The following is a 19,323-nucleotide window of genomic DNA, read 5'->3' on the forward strand; positions in this document are numbered from 1 at the left end:
TGTTGTCGGTGTTAGCGGGTTTTATCCGAAGCGTCGACAGGGTTGCCGGGCCAGGGGCGTACGGAAAATGCACCGGCGACGCGATAACCGAAGGCAGCGATGAGGAAAGTGGCAGGTGCCGAGAAGCGGGCGTACTCACTGGACATCAACAACACACCGCACACGGCCCCCAGCAGCCAAGCGCTCACGCCCACCGGGTCGAGCAAACGGGTGCCCCTGCCCAATTGCCCGGCCTCGGCACCGCCACGTGCTGCGTTCGAGGTGATATAGGCCACCATGACGCCCACCCAAGCGACGATGAACACCCCCTGATAGGCCAGCGCCTGCAACAAGTGCGAGAACACGTCGGCCAGCATCAGGACGTAGACCAGCAGGCCAACGACCGCGAGCCATGCGGTACGAGGCAAACTCAGGCGCAACGCTTGCGCGAAGAAGGCATGCGTGTTGAGCGTGGCAAGGAAATAGCTCGCCGTATTGATGCGCGTCTGGGTGACCCACAGGAAGCCAAACCCCCAGAAGCCCATCAGGGCAAGCAAGCTGAACACGACCGAGACTTCGGAGAGCGGACCATTGGCCGGAATCGTGCTGACGAGATAAATGCCAGCCACGCCGTTGACGACGAGCGTCATGAACCAGAACGGCAGCCCGAAGTTGAACCGCGCGTGATAGCGCATGTCCCGAGCCCGCCCAAAGCGCGCGAAATCGGCGGCGGCCATCATCAGCGCCCAGCAGCCGAGGTAATAGACAAAGCAATCCCACCAACCGTAAGCAGGCACACCTTGCGCCGGACCGAAATCGATCCAGCTCGCGTGGTAGCCATAGGCTTGTGTTGCCATCACGACGGCAGCCGTCAGGCCAAGCAGATAGAGCGGCAACAGCACACCATTGAGCTTATCGAGCCAATGCTGCACGCTGCCGAACACCAGCGGCACGCTATACGCGACCACAATCAGTGCCGCCACGCCATAGGACAAAGTCGGCCACATGTGCTTGATGGCGATCGCCACCACCGAGCTCTCGAATACCGCGTAATAGATATTCGTGGCGGCGAAGAGTAAGGTCGCCACCGTGGCGCCGACGCGGCCGAACACAACCCGCGATGCGAGCGCGACGGAAAAACCGGTGCGGATCGCATAACGGCTAAGGATGCTGCAAACAATGGCCGAGACGACAGCGGCGAGCGACATGCCGATGATCGCGTTGCGGGCACCGAAATGCGTCGCGAGCGTGGCCCCGACGATGAGCAGGAACATCGCGCTGCAAAGCGACCACCACGCCATCGTCAGCGCCAATGGGCCCATGCGAGCGGAAGCAGGTACCACCGTCGTCGACAGGTCAGTCTCGCCCGTCGCGGGCGCAGCCGGATCGGAATGTGTCATGTTGTGTCTCCTGAAGAAAAACGCACCGCACCTGTCGTGGGTGCGGTGTCGTGGGCGTGCGTCAGTCCTTCGCCGTATTCACCGTATTCGCCGTCGCGCACGGACTCACCTTTCGGAAACGCCCTTGCGTGTGCTTGATTTCCTGCACCGGCCCACGGGCGTGCTGACTGGCGAAGTGGCGCCACATCAGCAATTCGAGATCGCATCCCATGAGCACTTCGCGGTCCCAGCCGTCCTCCTCGTGGTAAAACCTCGCGATGGCTTCGCGCGCTTGAATGTCTTCCTTCGTAAAGCCGTCGACATTGGGCGTTTTCCAAAGCGGGATGCCCATCTCGCCGGACTCCCATGCGCGTCGCTCCGCCTCGGAGGACACCTTCTTGCAGCCGTACTGCACGTAGTAGTGCGAGTTCGCATCGCGCGGCACGAAGAATTCCCCCGTCGACACGCCCGGGCTCGGCCACGGCGAAATACGTGTGCCGCAAGGCAGCCACAGGCCGACGTCGATCTCGAAATCGTGGGTTTGCAACGCGTGCAGCCGTTCGGGGGAGAGCCCGCGCGCCATCGGTACCGCGTACGTGGTATCGGGCGCACCGCCAACGCCGGGAATCGTGGCTTCGAAACTCATATCGGTATCGGCCGCGCAGCGGGTGAATCCTTTCGGGCCGTCCGCTGGCGCCGCGTACTGCAATACCTCCGCAAGCTGGCCCAGATCGGGCACCCAGCCGAGCGACATCGGCAGACGATTGTCGATGGCGAACGTCGACCAGTTGTGGATGAAGTGGTGTGCCGGGTCGAACGATCCTTCACAGCCAATTCGCCAGTTGCTGTGCACGATGTCGATCTCGGCGACATACACAGCGGTGTCGTCGTCCAAGAACCCAGGCGGCACATCTTCGGCCAATGGCGGCGGCGCGCTGTCGCCGATGAAAACAAAGATCAAACCCTTGGCTTCCTGTACCGGGTAGACCTTAATGCCCGGGCGCCCGACCAGCTTCGAATCGGGCATGTTGAGAATCGTACGGATCGAGCCGTCTTCGAGGCTGTAGGTGAACGTGTGCACCCAGCAGGTGATGGTATCGGCCGACAGGCATAACGGCTTTTCGGACAAGCGCGCGCCGCGATGGCAGCACCGATTCTCCACGGCGTAGACCCGCCCATCGCGGCGCAGCAGCATGATGTCTTCGCCCAGCGGACTCACGACACAATGCTCACCCTCGCGTAAGTTGCGGCTCAGCTCGACCGAGTACCAGTAGTCGCGCAGTCCCAGTTCGGCGTCGAGCCATTTCTGCCACGGACGATCGCCGGCCCGGTTTGCCGGTGCGCCAGCAGGCTGAACGTCAGGAATATATCGGCTGGTTGTCTCGATCAGCTCAGCGGTTATCGGATTGGACATGGGTGTCTCCTCGCAATCGTTTTCGGGTGCCTTATGTGGACATTTGTGCGGGCATTTATGCAGCCATGCCGCCGTCGACCGAAAGCGTCGTGCCGGTGACGTAACGGGCCTGATCGGACATGAGCCACAGCACGGCCTCGGCCACCTCCTCGGGTTGGCCAATGCGCCCCATCGGAATCACCGCGTCGAGCATGTGCACGTCGTTGTTGGACGAGCGCATGTAGTTCGGCGTTTGCGTTGCGCCCGGACACACGGCATTCACGCGGATGTTGCGCGCCGCGTACTCTTTGGCGACCGCGCGCGTCAAACCGACCACCGCGTGTTTGCTCGCGACGTAATGCGCAATGCCGCTCATGCCTTCGATGCCAAAAATCGACGCGTTGTTGACGATGCTGCCGCCGCCGGTGCGCAGCATCGCTTCGATCTGATACTTGACGCCGTAGTACACGCCCTTGAAATTGAGATCGATGACCCACTCGGACTCGTCGACGGACGTCTGATCGATCGGCTTGAAGTCGGCGTGGCCACCCGCGTTGTTGAAGGCGAAGTCGAGACGGCCAAAACGCGCCTCGACGAATGCCACCAGCGCTTCGTTCTCATCGCGCCGGGATACGTCAGCCGTTCGAATCTCTGCGCGCCCGCCAGCACCGAGGATCTCCGCGCGTACCCCCTCCAATTTGTCGGCGCTGCGCCCCGCCAGCACGACATGTGCCCCCGCCTTCGCAAGCGCAAGCGCGCTTGCGCGTCCCATGCCCGAACCGGCGCCGGTCACGAGGCCAATCTTGTCTTTCATCGTCATACGTCTACTCCTTGGTTGTCGTTTTGGCCGTGCCTGCATTGGCTTGGTCGTTTCGATGGGTTTCGCAGCGCTGTGGGCGCCGCATCACGTCAACCCCACTTCGGCGCGGCTGCGCGAGCAGGTGTCGATAATCAAATACAGAACGGTCTTGATCGGATCGATCAGGTCGGGCACATGGACGACGCCCATGCCGCCCAGCCCCTCACCGCAGTCGGTCTGCTGCGGCGCGTTGCCAGGCCACGGAAAGCCCAGACGCACCACGGGCAAGCCGAGCTTGGCCATGACAGCGGCGTCCGTCTGTCCGCTCATTCGAGGCGCGCCGGGATAGGGCCGACCGCCGTGGGTGTGCTGCCACGCGCGGGTCGCCGAGCGCACGATCCAGTGGTCCGGATCGACGCGCGAGGCGGGGATGCTGCCGATCATTTCCCAACGCGCCCGGATCTCGGGAAAGCGCCGCATGATGTCTCGCATCTGCACCGAGAACTCGGCCAGCATCCCGGCCGGCGTCTGCTGCGGGCCAATGCGCAGATCAAGATAGATTTCCGTCACAGCCGACGGAAACGCCGGCCGTTCGGGCCAGCCCGCACGCACGCCCGAGATCCATCCTTGCGGCTCGATCTGATCGCTCAAGTGTTGCGCGGTGTAGTCGGGAAGCCAGGCTTCGAGGGCCTCGATAAGGCGCGCCGCCGGCAGGATAGAACTGCGAAATCCCGGTGTACCGCGCGGCACACCGGCATACCCCAACGTGCCCTCGACACTGACCTTGAACCAGCAAAGCCCCGGATGCTCGTAGTAGACCTCGTCCCACGGTTTCAAAACGAGCCCGAAGTCGGCAGTGACGCCGTGGGTCATCAGATGCATGACGCCATTGCTCAGACCGGCGTGATCGCGTTGCGGCGCAACGACCGGCATGCCGCCGCCTGCACAGGCGAGAAGCACATCGCCGGGAAGCCGGGCCCCGGCATCGACCAGTGCGTTGACCGCCTCGGTGAGCGCCGCGATCATGGCCTTCGGATTCGACGCCCCCAAGCCGACGACGGTGTCGCCCCGCACACTGGCCGGCACCGTCATATCGCGCGACATCGACGCACCGACCCACGGCACGTCGTCCGCCGGATTGGCCTCGAGATGCGTGTCGAGCGGCGCATAGAGCATTAGACTGGCCCCTCCGCCCTCACCCGAAAGCCGCCCCCATACGTTGCCGGCCTGCGCAGTGATCGGTTGATATGACGCCGATAACCCCATGCCTGCAAGATGCCCGCGCATGAATTCGGCAAGCGGCCGTTCCGCGCCGGTCGGGCTATGGATGTCGACCAGATCGGCCACAAGCCGTTTAAGCCGATTGGCATCGATCTGTGCGCACGCGCGCTCGAACAACGCGTGCTGCGCCTCGCTCATGGGTGGATGACGCTGCGTCATGCTCATTTGTGATGGCCTCAACTCGATGTCCGTGCTGCGACCTGCCGGTCGAGCGTCCCGCAGGTGTCGGCGAGATCGGGCGGCAGCAATGTCACCCCCGTGTGCTCGAACATCCACGCAGCGCACGCCAGCAAGGCCGCGTCACTGCCGCGCTCGCCGACCACCTGAACGCCCAGGGGCAATCCCATCGGACCAAGCCCAACGGGATACGTGAGGCAAGGCAATCCGAGCAGCGTCCATATGCGGTTGAACACCGGACTGCCGGTATGTGCGAGACCGCGCGGTGCCTCGCCGGCGCACGCCACCGTCAACATCGCGTCGAAGTCGCGCATCACCATGCTGAAGTAGTCACGACATGCCAGCACTTGCCGCCAAGCCGCGTCTTCGTCGGCATCGGAATAGTTCAGACCGGCTTGCAGCATCTCCACGAACTCGACACTCAGTTGCGGCTTGTGCACTGCGAATTCGTGCGAGAAGCCCCGTGCCGCTTCGCGGCTCATGATGATCTGATGTGCTGTGTGCAGCGCATCGAATTGCTGGGGCAGCACCACTTCTTCGATCACCGCCCCGGCGGCGGCAAGCGAGCTGGCGCATCGCTCCACTGCCTCGCGCATCGGCGCTTGTGCGGCAACCCAGCGGTCAGTACGGCACAGCGCGATGCGCGGCGGCCTCGGCTCGTTCACAGCGCCCGCCGTCGGCGCGTCGCCCAATACGCCCTGAACGAGCGTCAGGTCGTCGATATCGCGCACAAACATTCCGAGCGTGTCGAGCGACGGCGCCAACGGCTTCACCCCACCGTAATCGAACGCACCCACGCTCGGCTTGTAGCCGATCACGCCGTTGAAACTGGCCGGACGAATCACCGATCCTGCGGTCTGTGTGCCAAGCGTCAGCCCGACATGACAGTCGGCCACGGCTGCCGCCGAGCCACTCGACGAACCGCCTGGACTATGCATGGCGTTGAACGGATGCGTGGTCTTGCCGGGGTGATACGCGGCAAACTCGGTGCTTACGGTTTTACCCAACACAATGGCACCGGCGTTACGAAGTCGGCGCACGCAAGCGGCATCCATTGCAGGCCTGTGCCGGGCGTAGATCGGCGACCCGTAAGTGGTCGGCATGTCACCCGTGTCGATAACATCCTTGATACCGACCGGAATACCGTGAAGCGGCCCGCGACGGCTCATCCGATCCAAGCGGCGAGCGTGTTCGATAGCTCGGTCGATGTCGAGATGCGCCCACGCACCCACCGTCGCTTCACGCTCGCCAATACGCGCAAGGCAAGCCATCAGTAATGTTTCGGCGTCGAGCGAGCCATCGGCCATCGATGCGGCGGCAGCAGAGATCGACAGCAGCGCCGGGTCTGCATTCGTAGGGAGTTTCATCGTGCTCATCTCGGCGGCACCGCAGGGCTTTGCAGGTGATGTCCCCACAGGCGCGGGCTGTCGTAGTACTTCACGTCCCAGTCGTTATCGATCTCCCGCGCACCGTGTCCATACTCGATGGCCCATCCCCCCGGGGTCTGAATGTAGAACGACGTCATGTGATCGTTGGAATGCTTGCCAAGCGTCAGCACTACCGGAATGCCCAGGTCCCTGACGATGTCGTAAGCCCGGCCGACGTCGTCCATGGCATTGGCTTGCACCATCACGTGATTGAGTTGCCCCGCTGCCGTACCGTAGACGGGGTTCATCACGGCCAGACTGTGATGGCGAGCGTTGCAATGCAGGAACGTGGCGCGACACACGTCCCAATGGATGTAGTCGCTGACAGAAAAGCCGAGCGAATCGCGGTAGAACTTCACGGTCGCATCCGCGTCGGCGCTGCCGAGTACAACGTGGCCGAGCCCCTGCTCCTCTGTCCGGAATCCCGAGATCGTGCGCGCGGGCGCAAAGGGTTCGGCATCCTCGATGCCACCGAATGCGATCTCGGTACGCACCCCGTCCGGGCCGTCGAACCAGAACATGTCGAGTACCGCCCGCTCAGCCTTTTCCTGCGCAGTCGCGGGCCGTACGGCATGGCCTTGACGGCCGATCGTCTCGGCCAAGCGTTGCAGGGCCTCGAGCGAGTCGGTTTCCCACCCCACGTAGGCGAGCGAATCACTGTTGCCCGGCACGAAAGTGAAGCGGTGGTGCCGCGCATCCATGCGATATGAAATCGTGCCATCGCCACCCGGGCGGGCCTGCATACCGAGTACCCGGCCGAAGATGGTTTTCACCGTGGCGATATCACGCACATTCAGGCCAACGTAGCCCAGTTTTCGCACACTCATGGCGTGGCTCCTGTTCGATGCTTCCATTGGGTCGGGCCAATCATCAGCGAGTGCGTTGCAGGAACGCCGTCACCACCTCGTCATGCTCTTCGGGGCGCTCCCACTGCGGCCAATGGGCCGCGTTGGCGACAACATGCACTTGCGCGTCGGGGATGACATCGGCCATCGCGTGAGCGGTATCGGGGCCGGTGATTGGGTTCTTCTCGGTCCAGAGCAGCAGCGTCGGCACCGGGATCTTCGCCAGGTCCGGGGCACGGAACAGATAGTTCGCACACTCAGGTGCAAACAAGCGCTCGTAGTACTCGAGCAGGGCTTCACGCGTGGCGGGACGCGACCACATCGCGAGTCGCACGTCGACGATCTCGTCGGTGGTGCCGCCCAGCGGCATCAGCCATTCCATGCGACGCCGGATGGTCTCGCGCGACGGATTACGCAACGCGTTGAGCGACGCCTCTTTGAGACTCGGCATCTCGCCGCTGCGCTCGGTGCCCATATCCATACCCCACGCCGTGTTGAGAATGATCTTCTCGACACGTTCCGGATGACGCAGGGCGAGATCGATGGCGATCCATCCCCCCAGCGACTCCCCCTCGAAGCTCGCGCGCGCGATGCCCATCTGATCGAGCAAGGCGAGCATCTGATCGCTGAACTGGCGCACCCAGTTTCCGGACGCGAACGGCGGGCAGGACGACAAGCCGTGCCAGATAAAATCCGGACAAATCACGTGGAAGTGCTTGGACAGGCGCTCGACATTGCGCGAGAACGCTTCGGCGTGGCCGCCACCGCCGTGCATCATGACTAGTGCCGGGCCGCTGCCAGCTTCGATCACGCGGGTTCGGAACGTGCCGTTGTCGTAGTAGCGGACTTCTGCGTTCAGCAAGTCGGTATGAATCGTGCTCATGAAAAACTCCTGGGTCGTGGTCAGCCGGCGCGCGATGCGTTTTCTGCTACGCACGCCATCGCCGGCGGTCATGGGTTGTGGGGGTGAATTCGGCGCGTAAGGCGTTGCCACCGAGGTGCGCGGCCTACAGTTCGCTATGGGTCGCTATATGTCGCTATAGGTCGAGAGTCAGCGTCTCGGTGCGCGCGCGTGAACAGCACACGGTGATTTGCCGATTAGCGCGGTGCTCCGCGTCCGTGAGAAAGCAGTCACGGTGATCCGGCTCGCCGTCCAGAACGTTAGTCAGGCAAACACCGCAAACGCCCTGTTCGCACGACACGGGCACGTCCACACCATGCTGTTGCAATGCCGACAAGATCGATTGATCGGCACCGACGTCGATCGTCAGGCCACGACGCGCGAGCACGACACGAAAAGCCTTGTCGTCCTGTGAATCGTGCACCGGCGGGCTGAAGGATTCTTGATGGAACCGTGAAGCGGGCCAGCCGCAGGCCGCCGAGGCGGCCTCGACGTAGGTCATGAACCCCACCGGACCACAGAGATAGAGATGGGCACTGGACGACACCCACGTTCGCAGATGCGCCGCCACGTCGAACGGGCTTGCCGCCGACTCGTCATCGAAATGACAATGCACGTGCGCGGCGAACGGCGACTGGGCCAGCCAGTCGACGAAGGGGGCGTTTTGGCAAGAGCGGGCAAAATAGTGCAGTTCGAACGATTGCCCCAGCGCATCGAGGCGCTGCGCCATGGCCAGCGTCGGCGTGATGCCGATACCCCCGGCCATCAACACCGTATGCGCGCCGTCCTCAACCAACGCGAAGGCGTTGCGTGGCGCGCCGATCACGAGCGAGTCGCCAACTTCCAGCGAATCGTGGATCCGACGCGAACCGCCCCGCCCCTGCGCTTCCTTGAGCACGGCAATACAGTAGCGATGGCGCTCGTCCGGTGAGTTGTAGAGCGAATACTGGCGCGTCAAACCTCGCTCGACCTGCACATCGATATGTGCCCCTGCGGTAAACGCCGGTAAGGTGCGGCCTTTCGGGTCCGCCAGTTCCAACGAAACGACGGCATCCGTTTCCTGTCGACGCCGCTTGATCACTACCTTCAGTTGCTCCATGTCTCGCACCATTCTTTTTTTCGGGCGCCGTGATCGGCCTTGATCGGTGCGCCATGGATACAGTTTGGTGGACCCCGCCCCTCACTTCACCTGCCTTTTCCGGATAGTTCGGCGCGCTTTCGTGAAGGGGTCTCGACGCGTCGAGACCCCGCGCCGTCAGGCTTCGATTTCGTCGCGGCGAGCGGCGGTCAATCCGGCAGGGGTGCCGGAGGCGGCGAGGGCCTTGGCTGGGTGTAACAGGAAGTGCGCGAGCGCTGGCAGCAAGATCAACGCACCTAGCATGTTCCACAGGAACATGAACGCCAGCAGGATGCCCATATCGGCCTGAAATTTGATGGGCGAGAAGGCCCACGTGGCGACCGCGATGCCAAGCGTCACGCCGGTGAGCACCACCACTTTGCCGGTGAAGAGCAACGCTTGGTAGTACGCCTGCGACAGGCTCATGCCATCGCGCAGGCGAGCCAGCGTCACCGACAGCACATACAACGCGTAGTCGACGCCGATGCCCACGCCCAGTGCAATGACCGGCAGTGTGGCCACCTTCACGCCGATGCCGAGGCCGACCATCAACGCTTCGCACAACACCGAGGTCAGCATCAGAGGCAGTACCGCACACACCACGGCACGCCAGGAGCGGAACGCGATGAACGCCAGAACGATGACCGCTGCATAGACCATCACCAGCATCTCGGCATTGGCCTTCTTCACGACGATATTCGTAGCCGCCTCGATACCCGCATTGCCCGCCGCCGAAAGGAACTGCACGTCGCGAGTGTTGTTCTTTGCCGCGAATTCGTCGACCGCACTCACGACCGCACCGAGCGTGTCGGCACGATGGTCTTTCAGGTAGACGTAGAGGGTGAGCAAATCGCAGTTCTGGTTGAACAGTTCGCGCGGCGCACGGGTGGTGATGGCATTGAGCATGTCCTGCTCGCGCGGCAGTTCGTACCACTTGAGGCTGCCTTCGTTCATGCCGGCTGCCGTGCGCTTGGCCAGCGATGCGAACGACTGTGTCGACTCGACACCCGGCAGTTGTTGCAGTTGCCACTCCAGCGCGTCGACTTGTGCGAGCACCGAATATTGCGCGCATTGATACTGCGGCGTCTGCACCATCACCACGTACACGTCGCTGCTGGCAGCGTAGTTACCCGCCATGAAGGCGTTGTCGAGGTTGTAGCGCGAGTGCGCTCTCAACTCCGGTGCACCGGGATCGAGATCCCCGATCTTGAGATGCAAACTGACGGCGGTACCCGCGATGCCGAGCACCACCGATGCCAGCAGCGCAACGCTCGCCCATTTGCGTTCGGTGAAACGATCGAGGAACGCCCACAGCGCCGGCTTGCGGTGGGTAGGATCGTCCTGCTCGAGCCGTTCGGCACGCAAGCTGCGCAACGCCGCTGCGGGGCTGACGCCTGTGTAGGAGAGCAGAACCGGCAACAGCACCAGATTCGTGAAAATCAGCACCGCGACACCGACGCTCGCCGAGATCGCCAAGTCGTGAATGACGGGAATGTCGATACTCATCAGCACGGCAAAGCCGACGGCGTCCGCGAGCAGTGCGGTCAGACCCGCGAGGAACAGGCGCCGGAACGTGTAGCGAGCCGCGACCCAGCGGTGCGTGCCGCGTCCGATGTCTTGCATGATGCCGTTCATCTTCTGCGCACCATGACTCATGCCGATGGCAAACACGAGAAACGGCACAAGCACCGAATACGGGTCGAGCTCAAAGCCGAGCGTCGGCAGCAAGCCGAGCAGCCACACCACGGCAATCAGCGAGCACGTCACGACCAGCAGCGTGCTGCGTACGCAGCGCGTGTACCACAACAGCACCGCAGCGCAAATGGCGATAGCGACGGCAAAGAACACCAGCACTTGCTGCAAGCCGTCGAGCAGATCGCCGACAATCTTCGCAAACCCTGTGATGTGTATCTCTACGCCCTGGGACTGGTACTTCTCGCGCAACTGTTCAAGCCGCGTGGACAGCGCACGGTAGTCCAGACGTTGCGCACCATCGGCTTCCATCAGCGGCACGACGATCACACTGGAGCGAAAATCTGGGGCGACCAGCGCGCCGATCTCCCCCGAGCGCTCCACATTGGCGCGAAGTTGGTCGAGGCTTTGCGGCGAGCCGTCGTAACCATCGGGGATCACTGGCCCGCCATCGAGTCCTTCTTCCGTCACACCCATCCAGCGGGTGGCCGGCATCCAGAGCGATTTCATAAACGCGCGATCGACGCCGGGCAGGAGGAAAAACTCATCATTGAGCTTGCGCAGCGTATCGAGGTAGGCGGCATCGAAGATCGTACCTTTCGGATTGGCTACGGCGATACGCAACGTATTGCCCAGACCGGCCAAATCCGCCTTATGGCGCTGATAGTTGACGATGTAGGGGTGCTTGCCAGGGATCATGCGCTCGAAGCTTGCGTTCAGGCGCAAACCGAAAGCCTGATAGCCGAGCACGACGCTCACCAGCAGGCACAACAGCACCACCAGCGATCGATGATTGAACAGCAGGCGCTCGGCAAGCGCCCCCGAATTCCGGTCGAAGTCCTTAGGGTCCCGGATCACCGGGTGTTCTGCGAGAGCGGTATCGTGGTTCATGGTGATTTTGCCTTGGTGTGACTGTCGAGCACGATGCGGGTCATGCCACGCACGCCGGACAGCACCAATGCGCCGTCGCTAGTTTCGACAGCGCCGGTATAGGGCGAGGATTGCGGCACGTCGGCCGCGGTAAAGCTGTGACCGGCATCGTCGCTACGCAGCAGCCGGCCGCTATCGTCGAGCAGGACCAACGTGCCCGACGCCAAGCGCAATCCCGCCGCAATCGTGCCGGTGCCAGCCAGTTCGCTTTTGCGCCACGCGCCGCCCGCGTCGTCGCTCCAATAGACATTACCGCGCAAGCCATACACCACCACGGTGCTGTCCGGCACGCTCAGCGCACCGAAATAGGTACCGGCGTAAGGTGTCGTCACAGTGGTGAAGTGCGCCCCGCCGTCGTCGGAACGAAACACCGCGCCTTGCTCGCCGACGATGAATAGCTTTGCGGCAGCGCGACGAATCGCGTAGAGGTGTTTGCCTTGCGGGTTATCGATACGATCGAGTGCGGGTGCCCAGCTCGCGCCACCGTCCTGCGTCGCGAAGGCGAGACCGAATGCGCCGACGATCAACACATTGCGCGCGTCGAAGGCGTAGACATCCAGAAACGGCTTGCCGGGCCCCTCGGCCACAAGCCGTTGCGCATTGGCGAGCGCGGCGCGCGGATCGCTCCCCGCACCGGGCTGGCCGTCTTTGGCAGCCGCCAGCAACAGCGACGCGGCTTGCACACCGTCGAGCTGCTTTTGCCATGTCATCCCGCCATCGTCGCTGTGCAACACGACGCCGCCGTGGCCAACAGCCCAGCCGTGCGACGCATCGACAAACGTAAGCGCTGTGAGCGACACGCTCACCGGTACTTGCGCCTGCTGCCAGTGGCGACCGTCGTCGTCGGACCAGATCGCGATGCCACGCTCGCCGACCGCCACGATGCGTTTGCCCGCGTGGGCGAGCGCCAACATGACCGACGTCGCGGCGCGCGCACTACGCAACGCCGGGCGCTCCAGCACATCGAGTGTGGCTGCCTGCGCCGCTGCCACGTGTGCTACCGAGGCGAAGCCGCTCGCGGCCATTGCCACACAAAGCGCGACTGCGCGTGCGCGCCTGCCGGATATTGCCTGCATCATTTTGTCTCCATGAATTCATCCCCTTCGCCGTGCCGCCACGCGCGAGCGCATCCGTTGCTGAAGGACACGCCCGCGAGCGAAAGCGTCAGAAGGCGTCAGCGTGTGCCCTTGGCAGCGAGACTGTCTGGGGTGAAGTAGCTCGCCGGCCACGGCTTGACCTGCCGATAGACATACGGCTTGCCACCGGGGTAGTTGTCGATCATGTAGTTGTTCGCGATCAGGTTGTAGATCGCGAACGACTGGAATACCGTGCCCGGCAAGTCCGGCATCACCATCGGCAGGCTGTAGCTGGTGTGCCAGAGCTGGCCCTGTGCATCCCAGCTGTCGGACAACACAGCGCTGTAGGTGTCCTCGTCGAGATAGAGACGGCGTTTCGGAATGGCATGACGTTTGCCCGCCCCGAGATTGGCCTCGACGATCCACACACGATGCAACTCCCAGCGGATGGCATCGGGGTTCAAATGCTGCGGTCCAAGAAGATCGTCCTGACCGACCAGCCATGCACGGTTGGCGTTGTAGGGGACATACATCTCCTTCTTGCCGACGATCTTCCAGTCGTAGCGATCGAGGCCGCCCATGAACATGAAGGCTTCGTCGAAGTAGTTGATGCCGGAGGTCACGCTGTCGGGTGTGTCGTAGCCAATGGTCGGGGCCTTACGGGTGCGGCGCTGCCCGACGAGGTATTGCCATGCCTGACGGCCCTTGGTGCCCATATCCACGGTGTCTCGGAACAGCAAAGACTCACCGGCTTTGAACGGCGGGCCGTAGGTGGTCACCATGGCAGCCCAGTAGTCGCCGTTGAACTTCTCGAGCGAACCGTCTTTGAACCAGTACGGATACTGCGATTCATCGAGGATGTCGCTTGCCATCGTGGGTTTGCCGTCGGATGGCACCACAAATACCTGCGACAACATTTCATGAGCCTCACCCTTCCACGACAACAGGTGATTCCACATCAACTCGTTGCCATCCTTGGGAATGGGAAACGGGATGCCGCCGTAGCACCCTTCGATCGACAATCCCGCGTCCTTCGTCTTGCAACGCGTCGCGTTCTTGAACGTGTTCTCGTATGCCCACTGCGGCAGCGCAGCGGTCCGGTGCGTCGGATAGACGTCAATGCGAAAGGTCGCCGACCTCTTCATCAACGCTTTGACGCCGTCGCTGAGTTTGTCTGCGTACTGATCCATGTTCTTCGCGCTGATCGACGCGACCGGCTTCTCGCCGGCGAACGGATCGATACGCGCATCACCCTGCTTGAACCCGGCGGGGACTTTGGTGTACCCACCGTCCCATGCGGGAATCGTGCCGGCTTTGTTACCCGCCTTTTCCGCCCCCATGGGGGTCAGTTCAGCCTTGAGCCTGGCGGCTTCCTCGGGCGTAACGGCGGCAATAGCGTGCGAAGTCATACCAAGGGCGCCGAACAGTGCGCCGATCCGCAAGGCGGATATGACCATGTCGCGCGATAACTTTCGTTTCATGAAGGGACTCTCCTAATTTAGAACGTCGCTTGCATGGTCAGAGAGACGAAATCTCTGTCCTTGAGCGATTGGCGGTATTGGAGTTGCGTGGCCTCGGGCGGCTGATTGGGCGTGAGGAACGTGCCCGACGGACCATAGAAATGGACGTAATTGATGCCGAACTTGAGTTGCTTGCGATACTCGAAATTCGCGCCGATGCTGAGATCTCCGCCGCGCGCTGCGCCGCCGGCGAACTGCGGATCCACGGATGAGCGTCCGCTGGCGAGATAGCCGACGCCGATCGGCACCGTCATATCGAGCCCCGGTGCGATCTGGTAGTACTCGGGGGCGAAGAGCACGCGCAGGCCCACGGCGTCGCGTGTGGCGACAGGAGAGAGCGCGGACGGATTCTTTGTCACGCTCAGCATGCGGTTCCACGCCACCTCAGCCAGAATCGACCCACCGTTCCAGAGCGGTGTGCCGTCTAGCAGATAGATCATCGACAGATTGGCGTGGGCCGAGTTACCCACGGCATACGACGGGTTGCCTGCGTTATCGGCGCCGAGCCCGATGGACGGGTTACTTGTCAGGGGCGTGTTGCGGCGCGTGGAAATTTCGGCGGCGACGTTGGCCGCACCGATCGTCGTGCTGACACTCGCACCGACAGCCGCGATGTTCTCCGGGAACACTTGCTGATAGCCGCCCAGCGAAGGCAGTGCCGGATTGCCTGACGGATTCAGGTACAACTGAAAATCTTTGGCGTGATAACGAATCGCGTACAAGCCGAACTCCGCAATTTCGCTGTCGGGACGGAATCGGATCTGCACGCCCCCCTGCCCCGAGTTTCTCGCCTCCATATCGGGCGAGCGATTGAAATACAACTGACCGTTGCTGCCGGGGGCGTACATCAGTTGCGAGCCCGCGCCGACGAAGTCGGCGGTGGACAGATAACTGCCAGAAGGCGGGATGCGATTGGGCCGCCATTCGAACTGGTAGTAGCCGCCGACCGACACGTTCGAATTGAGCTGCACCTGCCCTGACAATTGATTGACCGGCATGAGCAACTCTTTGAATTGCGTGCCGGGCACACTCAGCAACTTGATCACGTCGACGGGCGCTTGCCCGCCAGCGATACCGTTGCCACCAAAGAACAGCGTTTCCCCGTAAATCACCGTGTGGCGGCCCAACCGGAAGCTGACGGGCAGCTCGCCCAGGTCGAACTGACCATGCACGAAGGCATCGAGCAGTTCTGCTCGTCTGCCTTGGAGATCGCGCGTGCCGTCGGCAAACTGATTCGGTGCGGGCGTGAAGTGATTGACGGTGCCCGGCGAATTGTTGTCGTTGGCGCGGTTGTAAACGGTGTCATACCATGCCGCCCCACTCGCCCGGAAACCGAACTTGCGATACGAAATGTCGAACTCGGAAAGCAGATCGACACGGTTCGAGATCATCCCAGGCCGGAAATTCCGGTCGCCGTCGTCCATGTTCGGATCGACGGTGAGATTGCCGGCCTGCCCGGATAGCCGGAACGCGGTGCTGTATTTGACGGTGTTATCCCAACGCAACTGCAAGTCCGGATTGCCGGTATCGATCTCGAATGCGCCGGCCGACGGCATGAGGGCCAATTGCAAACACGCTGCCGCCGCCGCGCCGCGCCATAGGCGGGCGTCAGGAGGGCGGCGTCGGGTTGGCGTCATCCGACCACCCGGTCGTATCGTTGTGTAGTCCACGCGATGTCTCCTGTTCCTTGACTGGCCCGTCTCGAGGCCTTGTGAGAAGGTATTTTTTGTATTGGCTGGTACACGGAGCGAAGCGTTGCCGCACCGTCGATTGCATGTCCCTGCGGCGACGTGTCGACCCGCGACAACGGGCGGCCGGGCGTTGCAATGTCCGGGGAGTGTCGACAAGGGCGGGAGGCAAGGCACCTGCCTTTTCGGATAGTCGGTCGATCGGTGCCCGCTGCATGGCTTGGCACACCTGCGGGACGCTGATGGGTGACCCAACCTTTTTTGGCAGGTCCGCGCGCGGCGAGGGTTATTCCTTACGCGTCAGGGGTTCTCGGCCGCGTAGCTTCTCGCATACCGTATAGGCTGCCCATCGCGCCAGAGACCCCGCATGTCATCCCGTACCACCCGCGCTGTTCCGATGTTGATCGAGACCAAGCTGGCACCGGCACCACAAGCCTCGCCGTGGGTCGAGCGCCCTCGCCTGATCGATTCAGTCATTGCCCGCGGCGCGCAGAGCGCGATCCTGCTATGCGCTCCGGCGGGCTACGGCAAAACCATCGTGATGAGCCAGGCCTTCCAGCGACTGGCTGAGCGTGGTGAAAAAGTCGGTTGGGTGAGCTTCGATCGCTACGACGCGACCCCAGTGAATTTTCTGCGGTATGTGATGGCAGCCATTCGCCGCGCCTGCCCGAGTTTCGGCGAATCGTTTTTTGGCTTTCTCGACGCACGCGCCGGCGCCGATCTCGATTTCTACCTCGACGTTGCACTCGCAGAAATTGCAGCGCTTGACGAACGCGTGACCATTTTTCTGGACGACCTGCATTACGCAAGCACCGCCACGCTGCCGGAAATGATCGAAGCGATGATCCGCTTCAGTTCCTCCAGCGTGCGCTATGTGCTCTCGACACGCGACCAGAAGAACCTCGAATTCTGGCAATTGCGCGCTGAGAGCCGGCTTCAGCTGGTCGATGCGAAAGCGCTTGCGTTCGACGAGCAGGAGGCTTTCGACTACTTCGCCGTCTGTGCGCCGCGTGGCATCGATGCGGAACAGGTCGAGAAGATTTTCCGCGCGACGGAAGGCTGGGGCATGGGACTGCAATTAGCGCGTCTGGCACTTGCCCGCCTGAACGATCCGGCAGACATGGTTGCGCAATTTTCCGGGCGCAATCAGGACATCAGCGGCTACTTGCTGCAAAACGTGCTGGACGCCCAGGCGCCTGAGATCCGTACGTTCCTGCTCAAGACGTCTCTACTCGACCGGCTGTGCGCGGAAAATTGCGACGCCTTGCTTAACATCGATGCCAGCGGCCGGACTATCGCCTATCTCGAGCACGCCAATCTCTTCCTGATCAGCCTGGACGCCGACGGCAAATGGTTTCGTTACCACCATCTGTTCCAGGAATTTTTGCAACGGCAGTTGGCGTTACAACTGCCCAACGAGCTGGCCGCCTTGCGACGCGTCGCCAGCCAGTGGTTTTGCGATCACCGGCTCGCGGAAGAGGCGCTTGATCTCGCACTGGCGACCGGCGACATGCAATTTACGGCCGAGACCCTCGCGGCAACATGCGACACGCTGGCCTATACGGGAAATCACAGCGCATTTCGCATGGCGATCGACGCCGTCCCAAGATCGATTCTCGCCGCCTTCCCGCAGTTGGCACTGGATCAGGTCTGGCTGGAATTAATGAACTGGAACTTTCGCGAGGCTCGCCACTTGCTCGCCCTTGTGACGAAAGATATCGACGACGCGCACAATGCAGAGGACGCACGGTTGGGAGAAGCCTTGCTGCATCGGCGCCTGATGATGGCTTTTCATTGCGGAGATATCGCGCAAGCTGCCGAGCTATGCGAGCGTTGGCTCGAGCGCTACCCGATGGGCGAGCGCTTCGTCATGGGCTCGGTCTATATCGTGCTTTTGCTCTCTCGCTCTTATCTGATGGACAACGCAGGTCTGGCCACCGCAGCAGACAAAGCCAAGGGGCTTTATCAAGATGGCAACCGGCGCAACGCCATGGTCTGGCACAACTGCATCACCGGGCTGACCTTCGAGGCCCGCGGCGAACTGCGTCCGGCATTACAGGCCTATACCGACGCACTATCGTTATCCAAACATTTGGTGGGCGCGCCACCTGGTGTGTTGGCGATGCCGGCAATATTCACCGCACAGGTGTACTACGAGCAGAACGAACTGGACAAAGCGCGCTGGCTTATCGACGCCAACCCCGCGCGCGAACGTCCAGGGGGCCTGATCGAGTATGTCGTGGCCTACATCCTCACGCGGGCGAAGATTCAAGCCGTCGCCGACAACTACGACGCAGCGGCCGTCACGCTCGCCGATGGCCTCGACTTTGCCGCCAGTTACGGTCTGCCGCATGTCGCAAAAATGTTTGCGGCCGAACGCATTCGGCAAGCGCTGTTGCGCGGACACGTCGACGAAGCGCGGTGTTTTGCCACTGAAGCCGGTATGTTGCCCAACGAGCCGGTATACCCGAGCCCGAAACTCACCATCTGGGATGCCGCCGCGGTCATTGCGTGGGGACGTGTGATGCTCGCGACCGGTCAATACAAGACGGCACAGCCGGTGCTGCGGCGCTGGTCTGAATATTGCGCCACACGTGGCAGCGCTCGGATGGCCGTGGTGTTCGCGCTGCTGACCGCTCGCGCCCGAATGTTATCGGGCGAGGTTGGCGGGGCGTTGCGCGTGCTGGCGCCAGCAATCTCCACCGGCATGGAACTTGGACTGATGCGCACGTTTATCGACGAGGGCTCCGCACTACGCCCGCTACTGCTCAAGCTTTACGAAAGCGCCGGGCTGGTCGAGGCCCGAGAGAAGGTCTATACACGCACATTGCTCAGTGCGCTGAGCTGGCGAGCACCTCTATCGGATGTCGACCCGATGGCTGCCATCGAGCAAGGAGGGGTGCAGACCTCGTTAAGCACTCGCGAGCTTGAGATCCTGCTGTTGATGAGCCAGGGGATTAAGGGCAGTTTCGTCGGCTCACGGCTCGGCATTACAGAAGGAACCGTAAAGTGGCATATGCAGCGCATATTCGACAAACTCGGCGTCCGGAATCGCCGGGAAGCCATCGACCGCGCACGTACGCTTGGGATGTTGGCACTGTAAGTTCGATGCACAACCC

General features: G+C 62.2%; 13 protein-coding genes. 1 reads left to right on the forward strand and 12 read right to left on the reverse strand.

The annotated features are described in order from the left end of the window. Positions 1–11 precede the first annotated feature (11 nt). From CDV44_RS07405 to CDV44_RS07460, 12 genes are all read right to left on the reverse strand, one after another. Positions 12–1,379, reverse strand: a complete 1,368-nt coding sequence (locus tag CDV44_RS07405) for a cytosine permease (protein ID WP_249277435.1) — start codon at positions 1,377–1,379, stop codon at positions 12–14. Between the two features lie 61 nt (positions 1,380–1,440). Beyond that, positions 1,441–2,772, reverse strand: coding sequence for a Rieske 2Fe-2S domain-containing protein (locus CDV44_RS07410; RefSeq protein WP_087687456.1), 1,332 nt, complete (start codon positions 2,770–2,772; stop codon positions 1,441–1,443). Positions 2,773–2,827: 55 nt separating this feature from the next. Next, a complete protein-coding gene (locus CDV44_RS07415) occupies positions 2,828–3,571 on the reverse strand; it encodes an SDR family NAD(P)-dependent oxidoreductase (RefSeq protein WP_087687457.1) in 744 nt (247 codons plus the stop codon). 84 nt (positions 3,572–3,655) lie between these two features. After that, a complete protein-coding gene (locus CDV44_RS07420; protein ID WP_249277436.1) occupies positions 3,656–4,996 on the reverse strand; it encodes a M20 family metallopeptidase in 1,341 nt (446 codons plus the stop codon). 11 nt (positions 4,997–5,007) lie between these two features. Then, positions 5,008–6,375, reverse strand: a complete 1,368-nt coding sequence (locus CDV44_RS07425) for an amidase (RefSeq protein ID WP_170935890.1) — start codon at positions 6,373–6,375, stop codon at positions 5,008–5,010. A 5-nt stretch (positions 6,376–6,380) separates the two neighbouring features. Continuing rightward, on the reverse strand, positions 6,381–7,262 hold the full coding sequence (locus tag CDV44_RS07430) for a VOC family protein (RefSeq protein ID WP_087687459.1): 882 nt from the start codon (positions 7,260–7,262) through the stop codon (positions 6,381–6,383). Positions 7,263–7,305: 43 nt separating this feature from the next. Next, positions 7,306–8,163, reverse strand: coding sequence for an alpha/beta fold hydrolase (locus CDV44_RS07435; protein ID WP_170935891.1), 858 nt, complete (start codon positions 8,161–8,163; stop codon positions 7,306–7,308). Positions 8,164–8,317: 154 nt separating this feature from the next. Then, positions 8,318–9,280 carry a PDR/VanB family oxidoreductase gene (locus CDV44_RS07440; protein ID WP_087687943.1) on the reverse strand — a complete coding sequence of 321 codons (963 nt, stop codon included), beginning with the start codon at positions 9,278–9,280 and terminating at the stop codon, positions 8,318–8,320. A 156-nt stretch (positions 9,281–9,436) separates the two neighbouring features. After that, complete coding sequence (locus tag CDV44_RS07445; RefSeq protein WP_087687461.1) at positions 9,437–11,881, reverse strand: RND family transporter; 2,445 nt, start codon at positions 11,879–11,881, stop codon at positions 9,437–9,439. After that, complete coding sequence (locus CDV44_RS07450) at positions 11,878–12,999, reverse strand: YCF48-related protein (RefSeq protein WP_087687462.1); 1,122 nt, start codon at positions 12,997–12,999, stop codon at positions 11,878–11,880. Before CDV44_RS07450 ends, CDV44_RS07445 begins: the two co-directional genes overlap by 4 nt. A 95-nt stretch (positions 13,000–13,094) precedes the next feature. Beyond that, positions 13,095–14,477 carry a DUF1329 domain-containing protein gene (locus CDV44_RS07455; RefSeq protein ID WP_087687463.1) on the reverse strand — a complete coding sequence of 461 codons (1,383 nt, stop codon included), beginning with the start codon at positions 14,475–14,477 and terminating at the stop codon, positions 13,095–13,097. Between the two features lie 17 nt (positions 14,478–14,494). Beyond that, entirely contained in the window at positions 14,495–16,153 is a 1,659-nt protein-coding gene (locus tag CDV44_RS07460) for a DUF1302 domain-containing protein (RefSeq protein WP_212677083.1), read from the reverse strand. Between the two features lie 418 nt (positions 16,154–16,571). On the opposite strand from CDV44_RS07460, the gene CDV44_RS07465 reads away from it, so the two are divergent. Further along, positions 16,572–19,307 carry a LuxR C-terminal-related transcriptional regulator gene (locus CDV44_RS07465; RefSeq protein WP_087687465.1) on the forward strand — a complete coding sequence of 912 codons (2,736 nt, stop codon included), beginning with the start codon at positions 16,572–16,574 and terminating at the stop codon, positions 19,305–19,307. The last annotated feature ends 16 nt before the right edge of the window (positions 19,308–19,323 follow it).

Origin of the sequence: Pandoraea sp. PE-S2R-1 (assembly GCF_002179865.1) — a bacterium.
Classification (GTDB): domain Bacteria; phylum Pseudomonadota; class Gammaproteobacteria; order Burkholderiales; family Burkholderiaceae; genus Pandoraea.